This window comes from Halobacteroides halobius DSM 5150 (genome assembly GCF_000328625.1).
GTDB lineage: Bacteria > Bacillota > Halanaerobiia > Halobacteroidales > Halobacteroidaceae > Halobacteroides > Halobacteroides halobius.
Genome location: NC_019978.1, coordinates 1,085,356 through 1,111,026 on the forward strand (window position 1 = coordinate 1,085,356; position 25,671 = coordinate 1,111,026).

Sequence of the window (25,671 nt, forward strand, 5' to 3'; positions counted from 1 at the left end):
ATCATATGGAATTAAGACGTGCTATAAAATTGTGTAAAGAAGATTTAAAAGGTTTATTGAACCAACTTGATTTATTAAATGAGAAACTAGATCTTAAGGATGATGATTATTTAGAAGAGTTATCTGTAAAAATAGAAAAAAAAGTGAAGGAACGTTTAGGTAATGAGAATATCATTATGGCATTACATAATATCTTAGGAGATATTAGAGAAAATAGAAGTTTTACATTAGGTGAAGCAATAGATGAAATTGTGGAGAATAAAGAGGAAATACTAAGAAAAGCAGAAGATTAATATTAGGAGTGGGTAAATAATAATGATTAATAGAGAAGTTTTATTATTAGTTTTTTTGTTGGGAATAGGAGGAGTTGCATTATATGTCTTTTTGGGAAAGAATAGAAAAGTTGAAAAAAAGGCTAATAGGGGGATCCATTCAGGAGGAACAGCAAAAAAAAATTATTCTAAAAAAGAATTAAAAGATATAATTGAAATTTTAGAACAGGTTAAAAAGATTAAAGATAAAATAAAGTAATAGTATTTTCTAATCTGAGGCCAATTTTTAAAGAGTTGGCCTTTTTTTAATGCTTATGTATTAGCTTAAAAAAGAAGAAAGTATATTAAATTCATCTTATAATATCAGTTGAATAATGATAGTTTTTAATTATATTAGGTAGGGAAATTCTTATTTGTATTGAAGTATGAATAGTAGTGTTAGTCTTTAAATAAAATCTTAATTTCGGTTATAATAATAGATGTAGTAATATTAAGTTACAAGGAAGTGATAGTGTATGAAGAAATATAGCACTAGAATTAAATCTACGGATTTTATGTATATAGAGTTCAAAAAGGTTGCTAGACTTAAGTTAGAAAATCCAAATTTAACTTCTAAAGAAATAAAGACTAGAGCAGTAGAAGATAATATATTTCAAGTTGATACCGTAAATAGAAGAAAGACTATTGCTAAAGCTATGATTAGAAGACTTAAAGTAGTAGATGAATATTTGCTTGAGCAATTAGCAAATGGAGTTCTTGATACCAGTAAGCAGATAACATTATATACCATTTTAAAAAATGACCGATTATTTTTTGAATTTATGAGAGAGGTATATAGAGAAAAGTATTTAATTAAAGATCCATATCTAACTGATAAAGACTTTAATATCTTCTTTCATAAAAAAAGTGAACAAAGTGAAAAAGTAGCTGGGTGGAAAGATTATACATATTATAAATTAAAGCAGACAATTGTTAGAATTTTATTTGAAGCTGGATTTATTAATCATCAGGATGAACGAAGAATAGTTAAGCCAATTATGAACCAAGAACTGATTGAACATTTAAATGAATTAGGAGATCAAGAATATGCAAAAGTAATGTTAGCTAAAATCAGATAACAAGGAGGGGTTGAATGTCTCGGATTCATGATCGTTTAGATGAGATATTGCCACGGATTCAGGAAGAAAGTTTTATGGAGGGAAAGGGATTAGGTAATGAAGTAGGATATTATGTATTTGACTATGAACCAGAAGATGAATTATTAGTTAGGGATCATGTACAATTTGTTAAAGAGAAAATGAATAATAAAGAAATATATCCTGATATTATAGAATTTAATCTGTATCATGTAATGTTAGATATATTAGAAGATAAAGGTTATTTAAGAAAAATAATGAAGATGGAAGAGAGTAGGGGAACTGATAAAGCTCTAAATGGACTTAAATCTAGTTTGCGATTAACCAGTAGTGGTAGTAATTCTTTGGTGAAATATATTACGGATAAGGTTTCTGATGATCAAATTGTATTTATAACTGGTGTTGGCCAAGCTTGGCCCGTAATTAGATCACATACTGTACTCAATAATTTACACCAAGTCTTAGATAGTGTGCCAGTAGTTATGTTCTTTCCTGGTGAGTATAGTGGTTCTGAATTAATTTTATTTGGAAAGATTAAAGATGATAATTACTATCGTGCTTTTAGATTGGTTGAGTAGAAGATAGAGGAGGGATTAGATGAATTTAAAAGAGATGTTTTATAAGGATATTGACCGTGATATTAAAGGTGTTATTAAGGTTGGTCAAGCCGATGAAGAAAATATGAAACAAGAGTTAGAAGAATATGTAGTGACTAATGAATTAGCAGATCACTTTTCTGAGTTTTATAATAATTATGAACAGGGGATTAATAGTTTAACTGATAAAATGGGTGTTTGGGTATCAGGATTCTTTGGCTCTGGTAAATCTCATTTTATTAAAATTTTATCTTATTTGTTAGAAAATAGACAAGTAGATAACAAACCTGCAGTTGAATTTTTTAATGATAAACATGTTGAGCAAGAACTACTAGCTCAAATGAAGGAAGCAGGCCAAGTTCCTACTGATGTAGTCTTATTTAATATTGATTCTAAAAGTTCTTCTGATAGCAAAGCTAATAAGGATGCAATAGTTAAAGTATTTATGAAGGTATTTAATGAAATGCAGGGCTTTTGTGGTAGTATTCCTTGGTTAGCTGATATGGAACGAAAACTTGTAGATAATGGTTTTTACGAAGATTTTAAAGCTGAATTTGAGAGTAATGTAGGTTTTAGTTGGGAAGAGAAAAGACAAGATGCTTACTTTGAAGCTGATGCAATTATTGAGGCTTTAGTTGCCACTACTGATATGAGTCAAAAGGCAGCAGAGAACTGGTATTATAATGCTGAAGATAATTATAGTTTAAGTGTGGAGCAGTTTGCTCAATATGTAAATCAATATATTGAAGAGCAAGCTGGTGACCATCATGTAGTATTTTTAGTAGATGAGATTGGTCAGTATATAGGTGATGATACAGGGTTGATGTTAAACTTACAGACTGTAGTAGAAGACTTGGGTACATATTGTGGAGGTAAAGCTTGGGTATTAGTTACTTCACAGCAGGATATGGATTCAATTACTGAAGTTAAAGGTAGTGATTTCTCTAAAATTCAAGGACGATTTGATACTAGATTAAGCCTATCTAGTGCTAATGTAGATGAAGTAATTAAGAAACGGATTTTAAGGAAGACTGACAGTGCTAGAGAAAGTTTGGAGTTACTATATAATGAGAATGAATCTATTTTAAAGAACTTAATTACTTTTTCTAGTGATACAGCTGAAATGAAAAACTATAGTAATGCTCAAGATTTTGCTCAAGTATATCCTTTTATTCCGTATCAATTTGATTTATTACAGAAGGTATTTGAGGAAGTCCGATTACATGGAGCTTCTGGTAAGCATTTGTCTGAGGGAGAGAGATCATTATTAAGTGCTTTTCAGGAATCTGCTCAAAAGTATGGTACAGATGAATTAGGTAGATTAGTTCCATTTTCAGCCTTTTATAATTCAATTGAAACTTTTTTAGATTCAACTATTAGTCGAGTAATTACTAAAGCTAAACAGAATAGTCGTTTAACAGAAGAGGATGTAGAAGTACTAAAGTTATTATTTATGATTCGCTATATTGATGAAGTTCCTTCAGACCTTGAAAATATAGCTACTTTAATGATTAGCAATATTGATGAAGATAAATTGGCTTTACAAGAAAGAATAGCTGAGTCATTAGATAGATTGGTTAGTGAGACTTTAATTCAAAAAAATGGGCCAGAATATATGTTCTTAACTAATGAAGAACAAGATGTAAATAGAGAGATTAAAGGTACTAGTATTGATGTTAAAAAGACAATAGAAAAAGTAGGAGAAATATTATTTGAAGATATTTATCCAGATAAAAGATATAGTTATTCTACAGAGTATAATTTTAGCTTTAATAAATTAGTTGATGATCAGGCTCGGGGGCGTCAAAAGAATGAAATTGGAGTTCAGGTTTTAACTCCTTATTCTCAATTTAATAGTGAAGAAGAATTAAAACTTAAGACTTCTGCAGATGATAAAGTAATTATTAAACTGCCTAGTGAAAGTAATTTAATGTCTGAAATTGAACAATCTTTAAAGCTAAGTACCTATTTGAAGAAGAAGAGTGGAACAGCTAAAAATGAAAGTATGGAAGATATCTTAACGGCTAAGAGTAGAGAATTAAGAGAAAGACAGAAGCGAATTAAGAAGTTACTTATGTCTGATCTGAAGAAGGCTGATTTTTATGTTAAAGGTGAAAAGATGAATTTGCAGACTAGTGACCCAGTAGAAAATATTAACCAGAGTTTTGAACGGTTAATTGATACTATCTATAATAAGCTTAATTTAATTGAAGAGTTTGTTAAAAGTAAACAAGGCTTACTTGATAAATTAGATAGTCAAGAAGTACAGATTAATTTTAGTGGTCAACAAGCTAATAGTATAGCTCTGGAAGAGGTTAGAACTTATATTGAGCGACAGAATGAACGTAACTTGAAGGTAACAATGAAGAAGTTAGTAGATAGATTCAGTTCTAAGCCCTATGGTTGGAAAGAATTTGATATTGCTGCTTTAGTAATTGATTTATTAAAGGCTCAAGAGATTGATTTATTATATAGTAGCCAAAATGTAAATTCTCAAACTAATAAGCTAATTAAATATTTAACTAGATCTAGACATAAAGAAAGATTAATTGTGCGGAAGAGAAGAAAAGTTGAACAACGATTAATCAATAAAGCCAAGAAGTTAGGTCGAGAAGTCTTTTATGAGTCAGGTCTGCCAACTGATGAAGACGGTTTGAAGGAAGAGCTACAGGATAGATTAATTTATAATGAGCGAAATGTTATTAGAGATCTATTAGATAATTATAAATCTAATCCAGCTAATGAATATGAAACATATCCTGGCCAAGATACTTTAGAAGAGGGAGATAGTCTATTAGAAGAATTAATGGAGATAAATGATTCTTTTGAGTTTTACAATACTTTAGCAGATAAAGAGGATCAATTATTAGATTATGAAGAAGAGGTTAGCAAAATTAAAGATTTCTTCAATAGTCAGCAGCAGAAGTATTATGATAGAGCCTTAAAGGCTTTAGATATATATGAACAAGATAAGAATTATGTTAATGATAAGGAACTTATCTCTATTGTAGAAGAATTACAAGAAATCTTAACTATGGAGACTCCATATAGTAGAATCCATGAGCTTTCTATTTTAAGAAATGAGTTTCAGGATGGATTAACGGCTTTATTAGAAAAGGAGACTACTCCAATTGCTGAAACCATAAACAACTGTCAGTATAGAGTTATTAAGGTCTTAGAAGGATATAATCTACAAGATGAATTTGAAGCAGAAGTAAAAGAAAAGTTTGCTGCTTTATTAGAGGAATTAAATCATGCTAATGACTTTACAGAGATCTTTTCTATGGAAACAAAGGCTAAGAAGTTAGAAGAGAAGTTTATTGCTCAAATAGATAGTAAAGTAGAAGAGCTAAGAAGAAAGCGAGAAGAGCAAGAAAATAATAGTCCTGAAGAAGATACTACTGATACTGGACAGACTAAAAAAATAGCTGAAGAAACTGATACTTATAAAGAGACTGTTGATGTCAAATTAAGTGATATTATAAAAGATAGAGTTTTTGTGAAGTCAGAGGAAGAAGTAGAAGAAGTGGTTGCTGAGATTAAAGATGAATTAAAGCGCCATATTAAGGATAATAAGCAAGTTAGACTAGGATAGTATCTAAAAACTGGAGGGATATGCTTTGGATAAGACAGCAATTAAGAATTTTGCCGTGCAGGCTAGAAATAAATTAATTGAACAAGTGGCTCACAAGGCCTATCAAGTTGGAATTACCGAGAATGAAATCAAAGAAGCATCAGCAAGTAGTAGTGACGCTTTGACTATTGGTGAGCGTCACTTGAATCAGAAAGAAGTTGAGCAGAGAAATGAGTTAATTGCTGAGATAGAAGAAAAAGATTATCAGCAGGTGATAGAGGAAGTAGCGTATACTTGGTTTAATCGTTTTGTAGCACTTAGATATATGGAAGTTAACGATTATCTACCGACAGGAGTTAGAGTCTTATCGTCAGTTAAAGGGGCCAAGGCTGACCCTGATATTATGCGAGAGGCTCTAAATGTAGATTTAGATATTGATCGAGAAGAGGTCTATCAGTATCAGGATGATAATGATCCTGATGGGTTATATAAGTATTTATTAATCCAACAGTGTAATGAACTACATCAGATTATGCCCTTTATTTTTGAAGAGATTAATGATTATACAGAACTGTTACTACCAGATAATCTACTGGCCGAAGGTTCAGTAATTGATGATCTAGTAACAGAGATAGAAGAAGAAGATTGGTTAGAGGGAGTAGAGATAATTGGCTGGTTGTATCAGTTTTATATTTCAGAGAAGAAGGATGAAGTCTTTGCTAGTAAGAGCAAAATTAGTAAGGAAGAGATACCAGCTGCTACTCAATTATTTACTCCTAAATGGATAGTTAAGTATATGGTAGAGAATTCTTTAGGGAGATATTGGTTAGAATCTAATCCTAATGAAGACCTACAAGAAGAATGGGAATACTACTTAGAAGAGGCAGAGCAGGAGCCAGAGGTTAAAGAAGAATTAGAAGAGATTAGAGATAGAGATGTTAGACCAGAAGAGATTAAAGTATTAGATCCTGCTTGTGGTAGTGGCCATATTCTAGTTTATGCTTTTGATGTCTTGTATGAAATCTATCAGTCAGTTGGTTATATGAGAAGTGATATTCCAAAGCTGATTCTTGAGAATAACTTGTATGGGTTAGATATAGATGACCGAGCAGCTCAACTAGCTTATTTTGCAGTAATGATGAAAGCAAGAGAAAAGAATAGAAGAATATTCAGAGATCCAGTAGAGTTAAATATTTGTGCTATTCAAGAAAGTAATACTATTGATAAGGCTGAACGAAAGATGATTGAACAGAGTGGAGCAGAAAATATTAGTTATTTGATAGATGTTTTTGAAGATGCTAAGGATTATGGTTCTATTTTAGATATTGAGTTCATTGATGATCAGGTTATTGAGGAAGAACTTGAGATGTTGAAAGATAAATTAGGGTTGTCATATACCAAGATTAAGGATAAGTTACAGAGCTTGATTAAACAGGCTCAGATAATGGGACAACAGTATGAAGTTGTAGTTACTAATCCACCATATATGGGTAATAGGAATATTAATTCTAAATTAAAAAAGTACTTAAAAAAGCATTTTAAAAATAGTAAAAAAGATTTATTTGCTGTATTTATGGAAAAATGTATTTCATTTACAAAAAGTAATGGGTTTTCTGCTATGATAACAATGCATTCTTGGATGTTTTTAAAAAGTTTTAGGAATTTAAGAAATAAGTTATTAAAAAATATTACAATTGAATCAATGGTACATTTAGGACCAAAAGCTTTTGAAGAAATAGGAGGAGAAGTTGTTCAAACAGTTTCTTTTATATTTAGAAATATTAATAAAAGAAAGTATAATGGTAAATATATTAGGCTGATTAAGTATAATACTGCCTCCAAAAAGCACCAAGAGTATTTTAATAAAGGTAATAAATATATATCCAAAATGAGTGACTTTGATAAGATACCAGATTTCCCTATTGCTTATTGGATTAGTAATTGTATTATAGAAATATTTGAATCTGGAATTCCTTTGTCTGAATTAGGAAAACCAAGAGAAGGAATTCATACTGGTGATACAAAACAATTTGTGAAGTGTTGGAGTGAAATAGATATTAACAAATTCTCTCTTTCGGAGAATAGTTATGAGACAATAAAAGAAAATAATGTGAAATGGATACCATATAATAAAGGTGGTAGCTTTAGAAAATGGTATGGAAATAATGAAATGGCAATTTGCTTCGATGAAGAGTCAAGAACACGAATGTCGAAATTAAAAAGTCATGTACGCCCAAGTGAAGATTTGTATTTTAAAAAGGGGATTACTTGGTCATTAATTAGTACTTCTAATTTTGGAGTAAGATGTTTTAAAGATGGAATGCTTTTTGACGTTTCATCGCATTCATTTTTTTGTGAAGAAAGTATGTATCTATTTTTTGCAGGGTTATTAAATACAAATATAGTTAATAACTTATTGAATATATTGAATCCAACTTTGAATTTTAGCTCTGGAGTAATAGGTAAAATACCAGTTATTAAAGATTATACTCAAGGTCAATTTAAAAATATAAATAATTTAGTAGAGAAAAACATCAAAATATCCAAAGCCGACTGGGATTCTTTTGAAACTTCTTGGGACTTCAAACGCCATCCACTACTAAAACATAAAAACGATACAACCAAAATTGAAGAAGCCTTCAATAACTGGCAAGAAGTAGCCGAAGATAGATTCTATCAACTCAAAGAAAACGAAGAGAAATTAAATGAAATCTTTATTGATATTTACGGTTTAGAAGATGAACTAGATCCTGAAGTAGCTGAAGAAGATATAACAGTCAGAAAGGCAGATAAAGAACGAGATATTAAATCCTTTGTTTCTTATGCAGTTGGCTGTATGCTAGGTAGATATTCTTTAGACGAAGAAGGTCTAGCCTATGCCGGCGGAGAATTTGATGAGAGTAAGTACCAAACTTTCAAACCTAATCAAGCAGGTATTATCCCTATCTGCAAGGATGAATACTTTGATGATGATATTGTAACTCGCTTTATCGAATTCTTGAAGGTAACTTTTGGTGAAGAGCACTTAGAAGAAAATCTAGAGTTTATTGCTGATGCTCTACCAGGGAGAAGAAAGAATCCACGAGATAGAATCAGAAGGTACTTTCTTACTAAGTCTAGATTCTATAAAGACCATACCAGAAAGTATAATAAACGACCAATCTATTGGTTATTCCAGTCTGATAGTCGAGGTAAAGCCTTTAATGCTTTAATGTATATGCACCGTTATGATAAAGGAACAGTATCGAAGATTCGAGTAGATTACTTACATGAATTACAGAAGAAGATGGAGGCCGAAAAGCTTCGTTTAGAGCGAACAGTAGAATCAGATGTATCTAGCCGAGAAAAAGGAAAAGCTAAAAAAAGAATCAGTAAACTAGAGAAGGATTTAGAAGAGTTAACAGAGTATGATAAGGAATTAAATCATATAGCCAATCAACAGATAGAGATTGATTTAGATGATGGTGTCAAAGAGAATTATCCTAAGTTTTCGGATATACTAGCAAATATGTAACCCTTTGTTACGGAGGTGTGATAGTTGGAGTTAGAACAGATAGAAAAGATACTAACTGAGAAATTTAATCAACCATTAACTGAAGAAAAGGATCGTCAGATTATCTTCTGGTATGATGCAGAAGGTGACTTTAAAGAAGATATAGATCGGCTACAAGTAGCTAACGCTAAGATTTGGAAGTTGACTGGAGATAATAAATTTGCTACTAAGTATCAACTAGAAGTTAAAGATCAAGAGTCTAATTACTTAGTCTATGCTAGTTATCCCCAACCTGATTACCGAGAGGACTGGTTATTGGATATCTCCTCTTATGCAGATGACTTTACTGCTGATAAAGTGACAGTCATTATGAAGGACTTTGGAGTTGAAGATCCTTCTTTGCGGCCAGTATTTAAGAAGTATAAGAAGTTTTTCAATAATAAACGACGTTATAATCGGCTACTTGATTATGATATTGAAGACTATACAGAACGAAAATTAGATACTGCTATTATCTCTGCTGTCTGTAAGTTGAAAGCAACTGACCTAGAAGAGGCAGTCAAGAAAGTATTAATGAATTCGCTAACTAATGATCAGAATAAATGGTTAACAAAGATTAAGAAGTTTGCTAATGAAGATAAATTCTGGGAGCTAATAGAAAATAAATATGGTTATTTAGCAGAAGATAAAGACTTAGCAGATTTAATGGCTTTATTAACAGTAACCAACCTAGAACATGATTTAAACGTTACTTTACCAGAAGAGTGGTCAGATTATCTATCCTATAAAGATAATAATTGTATTGTATTTATTGACCACTGGATGAATCACAGTAGCCAGGCTGAAGTTTATGATAACTTAAGTACAGAAATTGAAACTAAATTAAATTTGCAAGAGTATATCACTAACTGGGAACTAGAAGACTTCTTAGAATGTGATACTTTTAAATCTTTTGATACTGCTATTATTGATCGAATTGTTGATAACTTGTTAAATGATATTGATGACTTTAAGCGTTATCAAGATATCATCTCTTTACGGCGGACTAAACACTGGTATCCAGAATTTGAGGAAGTCTATGAAGCAATCTATTGGGCAGTAGAATTATTCAAACAAGCTAAAGAACAATCTATTAGGCAGATAAAAGCAACAGATTTCTTTAACAAGTATACTGAAAAATATTATTTATTTGACCAGGCCTATCGTAAATTCTATTCTACTTATGATCAGGCCAAGAATAAGAGTCTGTTACGAGAGTTAAGAGATAAAGTGGAAAATCTATATACTAACTCTTACTTACATGAATTATCTATCAACTGGTCTAATAGTGTTGACCAAGAACTAAAAGAGTCTTGGCCATTAGGCGGGATTACTCAACAGCAGGAGTTTTATCAAGAGTTTATAGCTGATAAAAGTGAACGTACTTTTGTAATTATCTCTGATGCTCTACGATATGAAGTTGCCCAAGAGTTTAGTCAAAAGCTTAATAATCGCTTAAAAGGAACTACTGAACTATATGCTATGCAGGGTAGTTTACCAAGCTATACTAAGCTAGGTATGGCCAGCCTACTACCTCATCAAGAGCTTAATATCAATCAGCAGGGGCAGATATCTGTAGATGGAATCAGCTCACAAGGACTGAAGAATCGGGAAAAAATATTAGCAGAAAAAGAGCCTGATTCAACTGTTATAACTTACGAAGAGTTAGTCGAATTGAGTCGGAGTGAGCTAAGAGAAAGAATGAAAGGGACTCAAGTAGTTTATATCTATCATAATGAGATAGATGCTAAAGGAGACCATGCTACTACAGAAAAAGAAGTCTTTTCTGCTGTAGAGAATACTTTTACCCAGTTAGATACTATTTTAAGGATTTTGAAGCATAGTTTAAGTGCTACTCATGTCTATATTACAGCTGATCATGGCTTTATTTATCGTCGCCGTGCTTTAGAGTCTAGTGATAAGACTGAGCGGTTAAAGTCAGATTTAATTGAGCGCAAAAGAAGATTTATTATTAGTGACCAGCAGGTAGAGCCTGATGGAACTTTAAGTGTTAATTTAGATTATATCTTTGGTGAGGATAGTAATCTACAGGCCCTTGTACCACGAGGAGTTAATAGATTTACTCTACAAGGGCCAGGTCAAAATTATGTCCATGGTGGAGCTGCACTTCAAGAGATAGTTATTCCTGTAGTCCAATTTAGAAATGATAGAAGTAAAGAAAGTGATAATGAAGTCAATAAAGTTGAGGTCAAATTAACTAGTATTACACGAGAACTTACTAATAATATTTCCTACCTTGATTTTTTCCAGACAGAAAAGGTAGCAGAGAAATTAATTCCTAGGCGCTTGAAGTTATATTTTACTGATGAATCTGGTGAAAAAATATCAAATGAAAATATTATTATAGCTGATAGTAATTCTTCTGAACCTAATCAAAGATCATTTAAAGAGAAATTTACTCTTAAGAATCGAGAGTATAGTAGAGAAGAAGATTATTATCTAGTGATGATTGACCAAGAAAATAATCAAGTCTATAAAGAGATTAAATTTTCTATTAACTTATTATAGTTTTTAGAGTTTGGCCCCTTCTAATAATAGGAGGGGCTATCTTATAGATATCTATTAGTTTTGCAGGATTTTTAAGGAATTAATTGAAATAAATAATAAAGAAGTTTATTAAATTATGGAGGGGAACGAAATGAAGAAATTAATCTGGACAATACTTTTTAGTATTATATTTATTATAACAACTTGGTTTTTTGTGGTATATCTTGAGTTTCCACCAGATATAATTGTACAAAGTATGTTTGTTATGATTGTAGGAGTTACTTTAATTACAGGAGGAAGATTATATTTCAATTTACATAAGAAACAAAAACAGATTACAGAAGCAATTAAATTTTTAAAAGAATTTAAGGCTGATAAAGATAATAATTCAATTACACATAATGATTTTATAAAGCTTGATAATTATTTTCAAGATAAAGAAGAATTAAAGAACACTTGGGAACAATATAAAGATACTATCAGAAGAATTAAGGACGATGCTATTGGAGAACAGAAGAACAATTATTTTGCTACTATTGAAGCAGATTATTTTTTCGATGAGGCATTTATAACTAACAAAATTAATATCAAGTTATTTAATTATATTCCACAGTTATTAATTGCTTTAGGTATTTTTGGAACATTCTTAGGGTTAGTACAAGGATTAGAAGGCTTAAAAATAGGAAATGCTTCTCAAACACAGAATAGTATTAAAAATTTGATTAGTGGAGTAAATCTATCTTTTTTGACTAGTTTATATGGAATTGCTTATTCTATTTTAGTTACTTTCTTTCAAAAATTATTTATTGGTGATATTGTTACAGAATTAAACTCTTTAGCTAGTCAATTTGATTTAATTTTCCCTAAAAATACTCAAGAGGATGGAGTTAAAGAGCTATATAATGAACTAGAAAAACAGACTGCTTCGATGGAAAGTATGGCAACAGATTTTGCAGAAGTAGTTGATCAAAAAATAAGTGCTACTTTGGAAGAAAACTTAGGGCCAACATTAGAAAAACTGGGAGAGTCGGCAGAAAGATTGGCAGATATATCTGAAAATACTAATCAAAATGCTATTGAGAAATTAGTAGAAAATACTGGAGAAATAATTAGTGATGCCACGCAAGATGAAATAAGTAAGTTGACTAACTCTTTAAGCGATGTTACTGCCCAAAATGAAGCATTATTCAATAATTTTGCTGCCTCAATTTCTAAGGTAGAAATGATGATAGATAATCAACAACAAGTTATTGAACAGACTAATAATTCAGCAACAAATGTAAAGAAAACCAATGAAAATGTGATGCATATAGTAGGTGAATTAGAAAAATCAATAGAAAAAATGAATAATTTCTCTACTACTCAAGAATCAACGATTGAGAGTTTTGGGCAAATAATGACTGATATTAAGGGTTATATAGAACACCAAAGCAAATCTAATCAATTAATTGCAGCCACTTTAGAAGATAATTATAAAATGGCTGAACAACAAAAAGAATTAAATAGAGATCTCAATCAAGCAACTAGTAACCTAAAGGTAGTAAGTAAGACTTTAAATCCAATTTTAAATAGTTTAGAAGATAATATGACTGAGTTTGATGAACTATCTAAAAATATAAATAATCGTTTAGTAAATTCTATTTCAGATCTAGAAAACCATTATCAACATATTAATACATCAGTTGCTAGTACCATAGATGATTTAGATGGTACGGTAGAACAATTAGAAGATAATGTACTTGGTTATTTAGATAATATCAATCAAAACTATGACCATATTTCAAAGCAATTAAATCAGTTTGGTCAGCAAAGCAATCAATTAATTGAATCACTGAAGAACTTCTCCTCTACTCAACAGCAAGCTCATGATTTATGGAAGTCATATAAAGATAGCTTTGATAATTTAAATCAAGAACTTGAAGAAGGGGTTGTAGAGTATACTAGTAATGTTCGAAGTGGAGTTAATAACATTTTAGGAGACTATGATAGCCATATTGAAAATGTTTTAGAGAACTTTAATGCTACTATTAATCAATTTACTGATACCCTTGAAGAATTAAATGATATGCTTTATGAGTTAGAGAAAGTTAGTAAGGAGCGAACTAGATAATGTTTAATAAGCCGATTAAAAAAAAGAAAACAACAAAAGATGAAGAAATTGATTATTGGCTATCATATAGTGATTTAATGGCTAGTATTTTAATTATATTTATTTTATTGTTTACTTATAAGATATTAGATTATAATCAAACTCTAGAAAAGAAAGAAAATAAGATAAAAGAATTAACTAAGTTACGACAAATGGTAATTACTAAACTGGTTGAAGAGTTTGGTAATGAGATTCAAATTGATCCTAAAACTGGTGTAATTAAATTAAAAAGTAATATATTATTTGATTATGACCAAAGTAATTTAAAACCTAAAGGAAAAGAGTTTTTACAAAAATTTGTGCCACGTTATCTAAAAGTTTTGTTGGGAGATAAACAAATCAAAAAGAATATATCTAGAATTGTAATAGAAGGTCATACTGATAATCAAGGTAGTTATTTATATAATTTAGAGTTAAGTCAAGCTCGAGCCTTTAATGTAGTCAAGTATATTTATAGTGATAATGTTCAGAGTAAATATAAGGATGATTTAGAAGATTTTGTAGCAGCAATTGGTAGAAGTGAAATGGACTTAATAAAGGATAAAGCAGGCAATGTTATTAAGGATAAAAGTCGTCGAGTGGAATTTAAATTTGAATTAAAAAATGAAAAAATACTTAAAGAAATTTTACATGAAGTTAAGAAATAAGTGAGGTGTAACTATAGTGGCTAAATCAAAATATACATTGCCTAAATTTAAATTCTATAAACCACAGAAGTTAGAACGTACAGCTAAGAGAATAGAACAAGAAACTGATAAACGGTTGACGGCAACAGGTGTTTCTAAAAATCGATATGAGAGAACATTAGGTCATCTACGAGAAAATCGCAATTTGAGGCAAAGACACTATAAAATTCTTGCTTATTACTTATCCAGTTTAAAAGAAGATTATCCAAAATTATATAATCTTTTTATTTCTAAAGCTCAAGATTTCTTTAGTGGTCCAGGAAGATATTATTATCATTTAAAAGCATTATTGAGTAGTTATTATCAAGAATTTAAGGATAAAGAATTATATAATTTGATTAATTTAGTAATTAAAAATAATAACAAATGGAAATCAGAGATGGAATTTGTTAAAAATTTATTATATAAATCTAATAATGCTAATGAGTTTTTCTTTAAAATTGTTAGCAAAGTTAATGATTGTCGGTCATTAACTGATATAGAAGAATTAAAATCTAAGTTACTAATGAATAATAACAATAATTTATTAAAGCAATCTTTATCTTATTATTGGTTACAGATATTAGATAATGGAGTAAGAAATATTAATAATGATTTATGTATTCAAATAATCAAAGATTATATACCATTGGAAAAAAAGAAGAAACTCTTTGAAAAGGTCTTATTAGACAACAAAGATATTAATAATTTTGATAGTATCGGCAATATATTTGAGAGATGGTTAAAGTTAATAGGTAATACTTTAGGTGGACCTTATGGGAGTAATAGTGCTAAATGGGCTAATATTGACCAAGAAGCTCGTGATTTATTTAAACGTTGGAAGGCACATAAAAATATAATTGTAACTTTTGGTGAAATTTCTGGAGACCAACGGAGATTAGATTTTTGGAAACAGTACTCTGATTATTTTTATCGAGTAGAATACTTTGAGAAATATGACCAAGCAATATTGATGGAATCAAGTAATCATATCTTTATTGAATTTGCTGGTGGTGGAGCTTTATATATGTATAATAAAGATTATTTAACCATTCAAAATTTAATAGATAAAGAATGTGGTTACTCTAATACGAAGATGGTAAGTGAGGTATTAAAGGATACACAAGAAGAAGAATGTACAGAAAGATTGGAACATAGGGATAATTATCGTGGATATAAGAAATGGGAGCCAAGATTTTTTGATAGATTTTCAACGCATGGATATGTAAAAAAGAGTTCCCGTAAGAAATAAAATTAATCTAGATATCAAAGTAAAGAAATATCTGTAAATGATATTGTCAAAAACTTGAGTTTGTGAGGTGGATTATAATGGCTCTTAGAGATATAATTCGTGACTTTCTTAATTTTAATTCAGAAGAAAAACAAGAATTTGTAGTAAATTATTCTGATGATAAGTGCATAAAAATATTTTTGCATGAAAATAATCAAAAAATTGAAATTGATCCTGAAAGTGATAATATCTTCACTTTACTTAGTATGACTAATCTAGAATTAGCTCAAGATAATAGTTATTTAAAAATTGATTATGATCAAATATATGATTTGTATTTTGCTGATGGAGATCTTATAGATGATTATAAAATGTTAGGTTTACCTGATTTATATCAAGGTTATATTAAAGTTGATAATGTAGGTAATTTTATTCAAGATGAGGAAGTAAAGTATTCTTTTTATTTTGAAGATAGTAAAGCCAATTATGATATTTGTATTTATAAAAATAATATAGTCCAGTATAACCAAGAGTATAGAGTATTACAACCAGATATTTATGAGTTGATAACTAGCATTAGAGATTATAATAAAAAACAAAATAATTATGGCGATATGATGAAACAATTTGAAGTTTTCGGAAAGATTAAGGACTATGCAGATGAAAATAATATTTTATTAAATTCTAGACTAAGTAATGAAGAAAAACCAATTATAGTAGATGAAATAACTATAGATTTTGATAAAAAGGAAGATGGATTAGAAATATATCCTAAAATTGAAGATAAAGATGATAGCTTTAATCAAGACTTAGTCGATAAGTTTGATAGAGGAGATCAAGTTAGAAATTTTTATAATGTAGATGATGATGGAATAAAGAGAAAAGTAATCTTTAAAAATAAGGATTCGGCAAAAAAGATTAAGGAAAACCGCTCTTTATCTGGAGAAGATGAACTAAAATTTTATAAGGGTGAGAATGAACTATGGGAAGATGAAAATTTAGATTTATCTAACTTTGGCCCGCGAGTTAGAGGTTTTGGTTATCTAAATTATCGTGCTAATGCTATCTCTGATAGACAGGAGAGGGATGATAGTTGGTTTGATGCAGAAGTTGAAACAGAAATTCCAAAGGTATATTCTCAGTCTGGAGATTCTTTTAAATTAAAATATAAAGATAGAGAGAAGATGGCAGATAAGTTAAGAAAACTTAAAGAAGATTCTCTTGAGGTAATTGATGTAGGGTTTACTGATAATGAAGGAAAAAAATATAATATGGTATTAAATGAGGACCAATTAAAAGCTGAAATAAATAAGATAAATCAAGCTACAATCAATATAGATAAGATTAAAAATATTGAAACTGTCAAGAATATTAAAGAATTAGTTAAAGAGCAAGAAGATAAAGAAGTCATAAAATTTGATGGTAGGTTTATAAGGTTTTTTAGTTTAGAATATTTAGAAGATCACTTAACAAAATTAGAAAAACGAAAACAAAGAAAAGAAGAGAAAAAAATCGATCAAGAAGATGAAGACGATAATAAAGAAATGACTACCATTATTGAAGATAATCTAGAAAAGAAAGACATTAGTATTAATCCTAATATTAAAGATGAAGAAAAGAATTTAGAAGTTCCTAGTATTTTAGAAGCAGATCTATATCCACATCAGAAAGTTGGTGTTAGAAAGCTTCAATTTTTGTATAAAAATGATAAAGTGAATGGATTACTATTGGCTGATGACATGGGTTTGGGAAAGACTCTACAGTTATTAACCTTTATTGCTTGGATTAAAGAAAAGGATGAATTAAATAGAAGCCTAGTAGTAGCTCCTACAACTTTAATTAATGATTGGGATAATAATAGTACTAACAACCCAGGTGAAATACAAAAGTTTTTTCCAAATGACTTTTTTAATACTTATAAGATTAGGGGAAGAATTGATGATAAAGAAGTAAATAAAATAAAACAATCAGATATAGTATTTACTTCCTATAATTCATTAAGAATTAATAATATAAAGTTAGGACAGATTCATTGGAATGTAATGGTTTGTGATGAAGCTCAAAAAGTGAAGAATGCTACAACTCAAACTAGTGTTGCTGTGAAAGCTCAAAATGCTGATTTTAAGATTGCTTGTACTGCTACTCCTATTGAGAATAATCTATTAGATCTATGGAATATTATGGATTATGCTGTGCCAGGAATCTTAAATGCTAGAACAGAATTTAAGAGAAAGTATGTTAATAAATTATCTAAATTAGGAAAAGATGAAAACGAGCAAAGAAAAAGATTAAATAATGAATTAACAGATAAAATTGATCAGAATTTTCTGAGAAGAAATAAGAAAGGAGAATTAGATGATTTACCTAAAAAGAAAATAAAAGTGTATGGTATTCCAGCTAACCAGAATGAACTTAATAAGATTAGGGAGTTGAATCAACTAAGGCAACAAGGTGAAAATCATCTACCTCTAATTCAAAAATTAGTAGCACTGTGTAGTCATATAAGTCTTATCGATAAAGATGTTACTGATAATAGTATTTCAGATTTAATAGAAATGTCATCTAAATTAAAAAAGATAAAAGCTATTCTCGATCCAATTAAGAAAAAGAATGAAAAAGTGTTAATTTTTACTGTATTTAAGAAGATGCAGAAAATATTGATTGAAACTATAAACTATTGGTATGGTTTTGCTCCTAGTGTTTTAAATGGAGATATAGCTCAAAATAAAAGACAAAGAGTACTAGATAATTTTAGGAAGAGTGAAGGATTTAATGTAATAATATTATCTCCTGAAGTTGCTGGAGTTGGCATTGATTTAGTAGAAGCAAATCATGTTATTCATTATACTAGATTATGGAATCCGGCTAAAGAAGACCAGGCTACTGATAGAGCATATAGAATTGGTCAGAAAAAGGATGTATCTGTTTATTATCCTATTTTAACTCTAGATAGAGAATATAATTATAAATTTGAGTCAGAAGTTGAGTATATAAATAGATGTTTAACAGAGAATGTTAAAGGAAAAAGTCCAGAAGAAAAGTTGAATAAATTGTTAGTAAATAAAAAGAATCTATTACTTAACTTCTTTTTTGCTGCTGGTGATTCAACTATTGATTGGAATTCAATAGCTGATGAAAATGAAATGGAGCAAGTAGATTATATTAATATTGGGAATGTTTCTGAGTTAGTTGGCCCTTATGAATTTGAAATTTTAGTTGCTAAATTATATGAGCATAAAGGATATAAAGTTTATCCTACTATCAGAGTTGGAGATAACGGTGTTGATGTAGTAGCTATTAAAAATAAAAAAATAACTTTGATTCAATGTAAGCAACTAAAAAAGAATAAACTTTCAGGAAAAGCAATTAATGAAGTATATGGAGGTAGAAATCTTTATTCTAATAGTTTAAATAAAGAAGTAGAGGAGTTAGTTGTAGTTACAACTGCAGATGATATCACTAGCCAAGGTGAAAATTTAGCTAAACAAAATAATGTTAATGTTATCTTAAAACAAGAGTTAGCTAATAAATTAGTAAAGGATCAGGTTTATTATTCTGAAATAGATATAGCAAGAGAAGAGAGATATTCAATTGAAAAATTAAAAAGGATATTGTAAAAGATAATTATTTTGCTCACTGAATATTATTGTATCTAATAAGAAATTAGAAAAAGAAGATTAATTATAAAAAAGGTATATATAATTGGTGAATGATTTTTATTTAGAGTTTTGATTAAGCCTGATAAAGCTTTAGAGATAGGTTATGGTTTAGAATTAGTACAAGAGACTTTAACTGGGCTTGAAGAGGAAATAAATGTTGAAGTTTCTCGATTAAATAAAGAAAAAGAATTTACTAAAGCTAAAGAATATATAGATAAGTTAGAAGAAATCGAGTTTTATAAATCTCAAACAGATAAATTAGTTAAGTACATGATGGTAGTTATGGTTTTTCTTTGCATGGAACAGGGAAGAAGCTAACAACTTGGAAAGAAATGTTGCAAGAAACTTTTTTAAGTTTTATAACTGATAGTAGTTTGCAAGGGCGAAAAAGAAAGTACTTTGCTTATAGTGATAAAAATATGGTAAGTCCAGTTAGAGTAAAATCAGGAGATGCCGAAGTTTGTGTTGAAACTAATTTAAGTGCTAATGCTACAAGTAATTTGATTAAAAAGATGATTGCTAAGTATGAAATAGATAAAGAAAACTATCATGTTTATTATAAAGCAGATTATTCTGATTTACATAAATAAGTTAATGGAATAGAAGATATAGATTTTTTAGCTTTTGTTCTGTCAGTTAAAGTTTAGGTATATAGTATTATTTCGAATTAACCGGGCCAACTTTTGGCCCTTCTTCATTTACTGCACTAAAGAAGGTGGTATCTTATGAACAAAGAATTTCACTATTATATTACTTATTTAGTTGCTGCTAAAGCTGGTTTTGAACCTAAGAAAGCATCTACTTTATATTCAAAGTAGATGATGATTTTCCATTAATTCGGTAACTTCCCCCTAACTTGATGAATAGACTATAAAGAATATATCTCTTTAAGAGAGGGGGGTATTATGAAAAATAGAGATTATAAGTATAGTTATTTACCAGTTAAGATTAAGACCTCACGTTTAATCAGACCTAAGTTAGAAGTATTATATCCTAAGGTAGTAGGAATGAAGGATTTATCTATTCAGCGCAAAATAAATAAAGATATCTATAGTTTAGTTCAAGAGATGATTAGAGATCAGGGCTATTATGAAAATCCTATGACTGTAATTGATGCTACTTATCAGATTAAAAATAACCAAAATAGAGTTTTAAGCCTATCTTTAATTAATTACGCTTATGCTGGTGGTGCTCATGGTTTAACAATAGTTAAGTCCTTAACCTTTGATCTAAATACAGGGAAAAGCTATCAATTAAAAGAACTTTTTAAAGCAGATAGTAATTATCAAGAACGGCTATCTCAGATTATTGCTAAGGATATTGTAGATCGCGATATTCCTATTTTAGAAGAATTTGAAGGGATTAGAGAAGATCAGGATTATTATGTAGCTGATAATACATTAGTAATTTATTTTCAATTATATGAAATTACTCCTTATTTTTATGGACTACCGTGTTTTCCAATTTCAGTTTATGAAATAAAGGATATTATAGATGATAGTAGTCCTTTAGGGATGATATTAAGATGTTTTTAAAGTAATTGTAGTAGAATTTATTTTGTACCGGGCTGGGAAGTTGGCCCGGTATCTGTTTATGTAAAATAAAAAGTATGTTATAATTAAATTGAAGCAGTTTTTACACAAAGGAGAGTCGATATGGAGATAATAAAGAATCCCCATGATAAATTCTTTAAAGAAACAATGACCGACTTAGAAGTAGCAAAAGATTTTATGAATAATTATCTTCCCCCAGAGATATTGGATTTGATAAACTTAGATGATATTGAACTAGAGAAGGATAGTTTTATTGAAAAGGAACTAGAAGAAGTATTTTCAGATATACTATATAAAGTTAGCTTAAATAATAAGGATGCTTATATATATCTACTATTTGAACATAAGAGCTATACCTATAAGAAGATAAGTATTCAGTTACTAAAGTATGTAATAAAGATCTGGGAACTAAAATTAAAGCAGACAGAAAGAGAAGAATTGCCATTAGTCATCCCTATGGTCTTCTATCATGGTAGGCAGGAATGGAACGTTGGTTTAAATTTATCTAGTTTACTAGCAGAGATTCCAGAGGAATTAGAAAAATATATTCCTAATTTCGAGTATTTGTTATATGACTTATCGCCATATAGTGAAAGAGGAGATTAAAGGAACAGCCAAGGCAAGAGTATTTTTAGAAATAATTAGGGCAATATTTAGTGATGACTTTAAGGAAAGGTTTAAAGAAGCACTATTAGTTTTAGATAAATTAGAGGAAAAAGAAACTGGTTTAGAGTATTTCGAAACGGTGGTTAAGTATATTATGAGTGCTAAGGATGATTTAACTGAGGAGGAGCTAGAAGAGGTAGCAAAAGAAATTTCTACTGAAAGGAGTGAAAAGATTATGACTATTGCTGAGAAGTTACGAGAAGAAGGCAAAAAGGAAGGTAAGAGAGAAGGGAAATTGGAAACAGCTAAAAATTTATTAGAGATGAATATGGATATTAAACAGATAGCTAAAGCAACACAGCTATCAGAAGAAAAAATTAAGGAAATAAAAGAGAAGACACATCATTAAATTTATTTTGTACCGGGCCAAGCTTGGCTCGGTATTTTTGTGTGCTCTGTATTCTATGATGATAGTAGGTGTAAGTCCTGCCTATTCTGGAAGAATGGATAATATGGTTGAGATATTGTGGCACTCACAGACGAAATGGATGAGCAAACGGAGAAAACAAACGTCAACCTAAGTTAATAAAGAACAGAATATGAAGCCAACAGTAACAGGGTGTTCATCGTGAGATGTAATCTGAAGAGTTTGAGGCGAAAAATCAGTCCGGAACAATATGTGAACCGAAGGTGGCATTCATTAGTGACGATCTACCAAAAAGCTGGAGAAGTCCAAAGCTGACTTACAGACCATTGGAGTATGTTAGACTAATGAGTGTGATTATGGTCGGAATGATTGGAATATAGCATAGGTGACCAGAGGATGCTCTAATATGGTCTTTATAGAAATCTATAAAGATAAGTGATGATATAACCTGAATAGGGAAAGTCAAAGCGATGAAATATTAGAGTTCAGAAGCTATCATAGTAGTGAAAAAAATCAATGAAAGTTGATTACAGTGAAGGATAGCCAGGTTATTGAAGTTTAGAATTGAGTGTTGATGGTATTTAAATCAAAATGGTTTAAACATTGTTAAAGACAATAAGTCTTAAAAGAAATAGCGGACAGAAAATCATAACTGGAAGCGTGATGAATTTAAGAAAAACCATGACCTAAGTAGTAGTAAACTAAGAGGTGCGATTGGCGAGAGCTTAGAAGACGTGCTTAGGAATGCTACGAATATAGGGGTTTAGATATTAAGACAGGATAGGAAGAACTGGTAAGTCGTGAGGTAGGATAGGTGGAAAAAAATTAGTTCGCTATATAGTATAAAAGATTTAGTGACTAAGAAAAGACATTTACATTGTGCAGCTCAGAAAGTTTTGAATAATGGTGGTTGTGGAGGGATTGACGGTGTAGAAGTTGAAGAATTTAGAGAAAATTACACTAAGAATATGAGTGCTTTATATCGCCAGTTAACAGAAGATAGATATGAGCCACAACCAGTTCTAAGAACGTATATCTCAAAAGGAAATGGAGAACAAAGACCACTAGGTATTCCAGTAATTAAAGACCGAATTGCCCAACAAGCAGTGAAACAGATTCTAGAGATACACTTTGAAGAAATATTCTGCGACTGTTCTTATGGTTTTAGACCTAATAGGTCAACCGAAGATGCAATTAAGAAAGTAGAAGAATATAAAGAACAAGGTTATAATTGGGTATTAGACGCAGATGTCAAATCTTACTTTGATACAATAGACCATGAAATTTTAATGGAGCTGATAGCAGAGGAAGTAAGTGATGGTTGGATATTAGATATTATTAGGTCGTGGCTTACTATAGGTGTCATGACTGAGAAAGGAAGAGAAGAAACAATGGAGGGAACTCCACAAGGAGGCGTAATTTCTCCACTTTTAGCAAATATCTACCTACATCACTTTGATAAGAAAATGACGTGTCGAGGATATAAGATAGTTAGATTTGCAGATGACTTTATAATTATGGCTAAGAGTAAAGCTAAAGCAGAACGTGCTTTGGAAGTAACTCGCCAGATTATAGAAAATGAATTAAACTTAAGACTACATCCTCGGAAAACAGTAATTACGAATTTTAATGATGGATTTAAATTTCTAGAATTTAAATTTTATAATTGTGATTATAAAAAGCCAAAAGAGAGCTCTATTAAAAGTTTCAAGGACAAAGTAAGAAAGAAAACTAAAAGGAATAGGTCAATAGGAGTAGCTGTAATGATTGATGAGCTTAATTTAATTATTAGAGGTTGGGGTAATAGTTTTCTACTAGGAAATGTTAAAGGACTATACAAAAAGTTAGATGGTTGGATAAGAATGAGAGTACGTTGTTTTATAGAAGGAAAGAAGGCGAAAGGGCAGAATTATCGCCTTCCTAATAAAATATTAAGAGATTTAGGACTAGAATCACTGCTTACCGATGTGCTTTAGACAAGAGTAAAATATACATTTGAGGCAACACAAAGACGATAGCTTGCTCTCTGTTAAGGAGCAACAATGACCAAAAGCTGTATACGGGAGAACCGTACGTGCAGTTTGACAAGAGGTCCCGCCGTGAGGCTGGTCCTACTTTATTGTATTTCTCTGTTGAAAAAATAAATTAATTTTTTAAATCAATATTTATTTGCATTGGTTATTAAAGTTATAAATAGAGTCAGTAGTTCCATGATTTATATCTGTTAATAAGCGATAATTCGTCGGAAACACGAGGTTAACTAAATGGTTTAAATATATTGATAAAATAAATTATCACTGGAAATATCTTTTGTTTAACAGCCTAATATTTAATTAAAAACATATAAGTATATCTATAATTATAATCTCTTTCTATGCACCTAATTGTTAATATTAACAATTTCATATAATATAAAAAGGCACAAGTAATCTCCTTATGATATAATATTAGTGACCGCTAATATCAACAAAGGAGATGATACTTATGCCTGATAAAATTATATCACAAGAATTTAATGTTGCCAACTACTTAAATAATTTAAATTTATCTCTAAGAAAATCATATTTAAATCATATAAAGCACTTAACATCAGGCATTATTAATTGTAATGGTTCTAAAAATATTTCTAATCTTTCTAAAGAAGAATTTAATTATCGTCATCAAAGCTCTATTTCACGATTTTTAAATAAGTCTAATTGGCTAGATGAATTAGTTAATTCTTCTCGAATCAAAAATAGTATTGAATTTACTACTAAAAAAGCTAATTAAGATGATGTTGGATTTCTAACAATAGATGATACTTTAACTCCTAAAAATTCAGAACTAAATATCGAAGGTCTAGACCTTCATCATTCTCATGTTGAAAAGGGATACGTTAATTCTCATTGTTTAACAGCTTCTTATTTCTCAATGGGAAAAGTATCTATTCCATACTAAACAAAAGATGTATGTGCTTACTGATAGTTGGTATACTTCTAAAGATCTTATAGAATATTCATTATCTAAAGGATTTCACTATATTGGTGGATTAAGAAGTAATTACACACTCAAACCTGCTGGCATACCAATTAAAATTTCTGATTTCTATCAATACATTGAAAAAGACGAATTAGATTTTGTTAAATTAGATGACGATTATTACTATGTCTATCGCTATCAAGGTAAAGTTGGTAAAATAGACTATGCTACTGTTTTATTATGCTGGAAAAATGATTTTTCAAATAGTGATTCGCCAAAGTGCATTTTAAGCACTGATACAAAATTAAGTACTCAAACTATTTTAGAGTATTATGCCAAAAGGTGGAATATAGAAACTAGTTTCTATTATTTTAAAAACACATTAGGATTAAATGATTATAGAATTAAATCATTACAAGGTGTTATTAGATTTTGGCATATAGTTTATTTAGCTTATAATTATTTAGAAATCTTAAGAGTACTAACACCTAACGATATAAATTTAGGTGATACGCTTATAATAGCTAGAGATTATATTCTTAAAGATTTAATTCGTTTTATCTATTATGCTATAAAAGAAGAAATTCCTATAACCAAAATTTATGATACCTTAAACTTGGATGGTAATGATTTATATTTAGTTGCATGAATCAAGTAATTATAATGTAATTTTTAGCGAGTAATGGGATAAATCTTAAATATTTATATAGAAATGAAGGTAATTGTACTTTGTTATATAAATAATACTATGTAGGAATATAATAGATTATTTTTATAATTTTTATCAATCTAGCTAAAGTATAAT

At 29.8% G+C, this 25,671-nt stretch carries 20 protein-coding genes; all 20 read left to right on the forward strand.

From position 1 onward, the window contains the following. The first annotated feature begins 29 nt into the window (after positions 1–29). The 20 genes from HALHA_RS05375 (at position 30) to HALHA_RS05460 (ending at position 25,515) form a co-directional block, all read left to right on the forward strand. The gene (locus HALHA_RS05375; protein ID WP_156801217.1) at positions 30–293 is read left to right on the forward strand and encodes a hypothetical protein; all 264 of its coding nucleotides are present in this window, start codon (positions 30–32) and stop codon (positions 291–293) included. Between the two features lie 22 nt (positions 294–315). Continuing rightward, positions 316–531 (forward strand): hypothetical protein, encoded by a 216-nt coding sequence (locus tag HALHA_RS05380; protein ID WP_015326774.1) that lies wholly within the window; start codon positions 316–318, stop codon positions 529–531. A 256-nt stretch (positions 532–787) separates the two neighbouring features. Further along, positions 788–1,390 (forward strand): DUF1819 family protein, encoded by a 603-nt coding sequence (locus HALHA_RS05385; RefSeq protein ID WP_015326775.1) that lies wholly within the window; start codon positions 788–790, stop codon positions 1,388–1,390. Positions 1,391–1,404: 14 nt separating this feature from the next. Continuing rightward, positions 1,405–1,986, forward strand: a complete 582-nt coding sequence (locus tag HALHA_RS05390) for a DUF1788 domain-containing protein (RefSeq protein ID WP_015326776.1) — start codon at positions 1,405–1,407, stop codon at positions 1,984–1,986. A 19-nt stretch (positions 1,987–2,005) separates the two neighbouring features. Beyond that, positions 2,006–5,599 carry a BREX system P-loop protein BrxC gene (gene brxC, locus HALHA_RS05395; protein ID WP_015326777.1) on the forward strand — a complete coding sequence of 1,198 codons (3,594 nt, stop codon included), beginning with the start codon at positions 2,006–2,008 and terminating at the stop codon, positions 5,597–5,599. A 25-nt stretch (positions 5,600–5,624) separates the two neighbouring features. Then, positions 5,625–9,092, forward strand: a complete 3,468-nt coding sequence (gene pglX, locus HALHA_RS05400) for a BREX-1 system adenine-specific DNA-methyltransferase PglX (protein WP_015326778.1) — start codon at positions 5,625–5,627, stop codon at positions 9,090–9,092. Between the two features lie 24 nt (positions 9,093–9,116). Beyond that, positions 9,117–11,639: a BREX-1 system phosphatase PglZ type A gene (gene pglZ / locus HALHA_RS05405; RefSeq protein WP_015326779.1), complete on the forward strand. Its 2,523-nt coding sequence runs from the start codon at positions 9,117–9,119 to the stop codon at positions 11,637–11,639. 130 nt (positions 11,640–11,769) lie between these two features. Further along, on the forward strand, positions 11,770–13,728 hold the full coding sequence (gene zorA / locus HALHA_RS05410) for an anti-phage ZorAB system protein ZorA (protein WP_015326780.1): 1,959 nt from the start codon (positions 11,770–11,772) through the stop codon (positions 13,726–13,728). Beyond that, complete coding sequence (locus tag HALHA_RS05415) at positions 13,728–14,414, forward strand: OmpA family protein (RefSeq protein ID WP_015326781.1); 687 nt, start codon at positions 13,728–13,730, stop codon at positions 14,412–14,414. The genes zorA and HALHA_RS05415 overlap by 1 nt, the downstream gene beginning before the upstream one ends. Before the next feature lie 16 nt (positions 14,415–14,430). Next, positions 14,431–15,684 carry an EH signature domain-containing protein gene (locus HALHA_RS05420; protein WP_015326782.1) on the forward strand — a complete coding sequence of 418 codons (1,254 nt, stop codon included), beginning with the start codon at positions 14,431–14,433 and terminating at the stop codon, positions 15,682–15,684. A gap of 77 nt (positions 15,685–15,761) precedes the next feature. Further along, positions 15,762–19,280: an SNF2-related protein gene (locus HALHA_RS05425; protein WP_015326783.1), complete on the forward strand. Its 3,519-nt coding sequence runs from the start codon at positions 15,762–15,764 to the stop codon at positions 19,278–19,280. Between the two features lie 111 nt (positions 19,281–19,391). Then, the gene (locus HALHA_RS05430; RefSeq protein WP_015326784.1) at positions 19,392–19,640 is read left to right on the forward strand and encodes a hypothetical protein; all 249 of its coding nucleotides are present in this window, start codon (positions 19,392–19,394) and stop codon (positions 19,638–19,640) included. Positions 19,641–19,657: 17 nt separating this feature from the next. Further along, positions 19,658–19,912, forward strand: coding sequence for a hypothetical protein (locus HALHA_RS05435; RefSeq protein ID WP_156801218.1), 255 nt, complete (start codon positions 19,658–19,660; stop codon positions 19,910–19,912). Between the two features lie 135 nt (positions 19,913–20,047). Then, positions 20,048–20,140, forward strand: a complete 93-nt coding sequence (locus HALHA_RS13890; protein WP_342662847.1) for a DUF6765 family protein — start codon at positions 20,048–20,050, stop codon at positions 20,138–20,140. 87 nt (positions 20,141–20,227) lie between these two features. Continuing rightward, complete coding sequence (locus tag HALHA_RS05440) at positions 20,228–20,857, forward strand: DUF3298 and DUF4163 domain-containing protein (RefSeq protein ID WP_015326785.1); 630 nt, start codon at positions 20,228–20,230, stop codon at positions 20,855–20,857. Positions 20,858–20,977: 120 nt separating this feature from the next. Beyond that, the gene (locus HALHA_RS13610; protein ID WP_052326461.1) at positions 20,978–21,481 is read left to right on the forward strand and encodes an Rpn family recombination-promoting nuclease/putative transposase; all 504 of its coding nucleotides are present in this window, start codon (positions 20,978–20,980) and stop codon (positions 21,479–21,481) included. Then, positions 21,447–21,890 (forward strand): RpnC/YadD family protein, encoded by a 444-nt coding sequence (locus tag HALHA_RS13615; RefSeq protein ID WP_052326462.1) that lies wholly within the window; start codon positions 21,447–21,449, stop codon positions 21,888–21,890. The genes HALHA_RS13610 and HALHA_RS13615 overlap by 35 nt, the downstream gene beginning before the upstream one ends. Positions 21,891–22,732: 842 nt before the next feature. Continuing rightward, the gene (gene ltrA / locus HALHA_RS05450) at positions 22,733–23,884 is read left to right on the forward strand and encodes a group II intron reverse transcriptase/maturase (protein ID WP_015326786.1); all 1,152 of its coding nucleotides are present in this window, start codon (positions 22,733–22,735) and stop codon (positions 23,882–23,884) included. 508 nt (positions 23,885–24,392) lie between these two features. After that, a complete protein-coding gene (locus HALHA_RS05455; RefSeq protein ID WP_041607688.1) occupies positions 24,393–24,677 on the forward strand; it encodes a hypothetical protein in 285 nt (94 codons plus the stop codon). 181 nt (positions 24,678–24,858) lie between these two features. Continuing rightward, positions 24,859–25,515, forward strand: coding sequence for a transposase (locus HALHA_RS05460; RefSeq protein WP_052326463.1), 657 nt, complete (start codon positions 24,859–24,861; stop codon positions 25,513–25,515). Positions 25,516–25,671 lie beyond the last annotated feature (156 nt).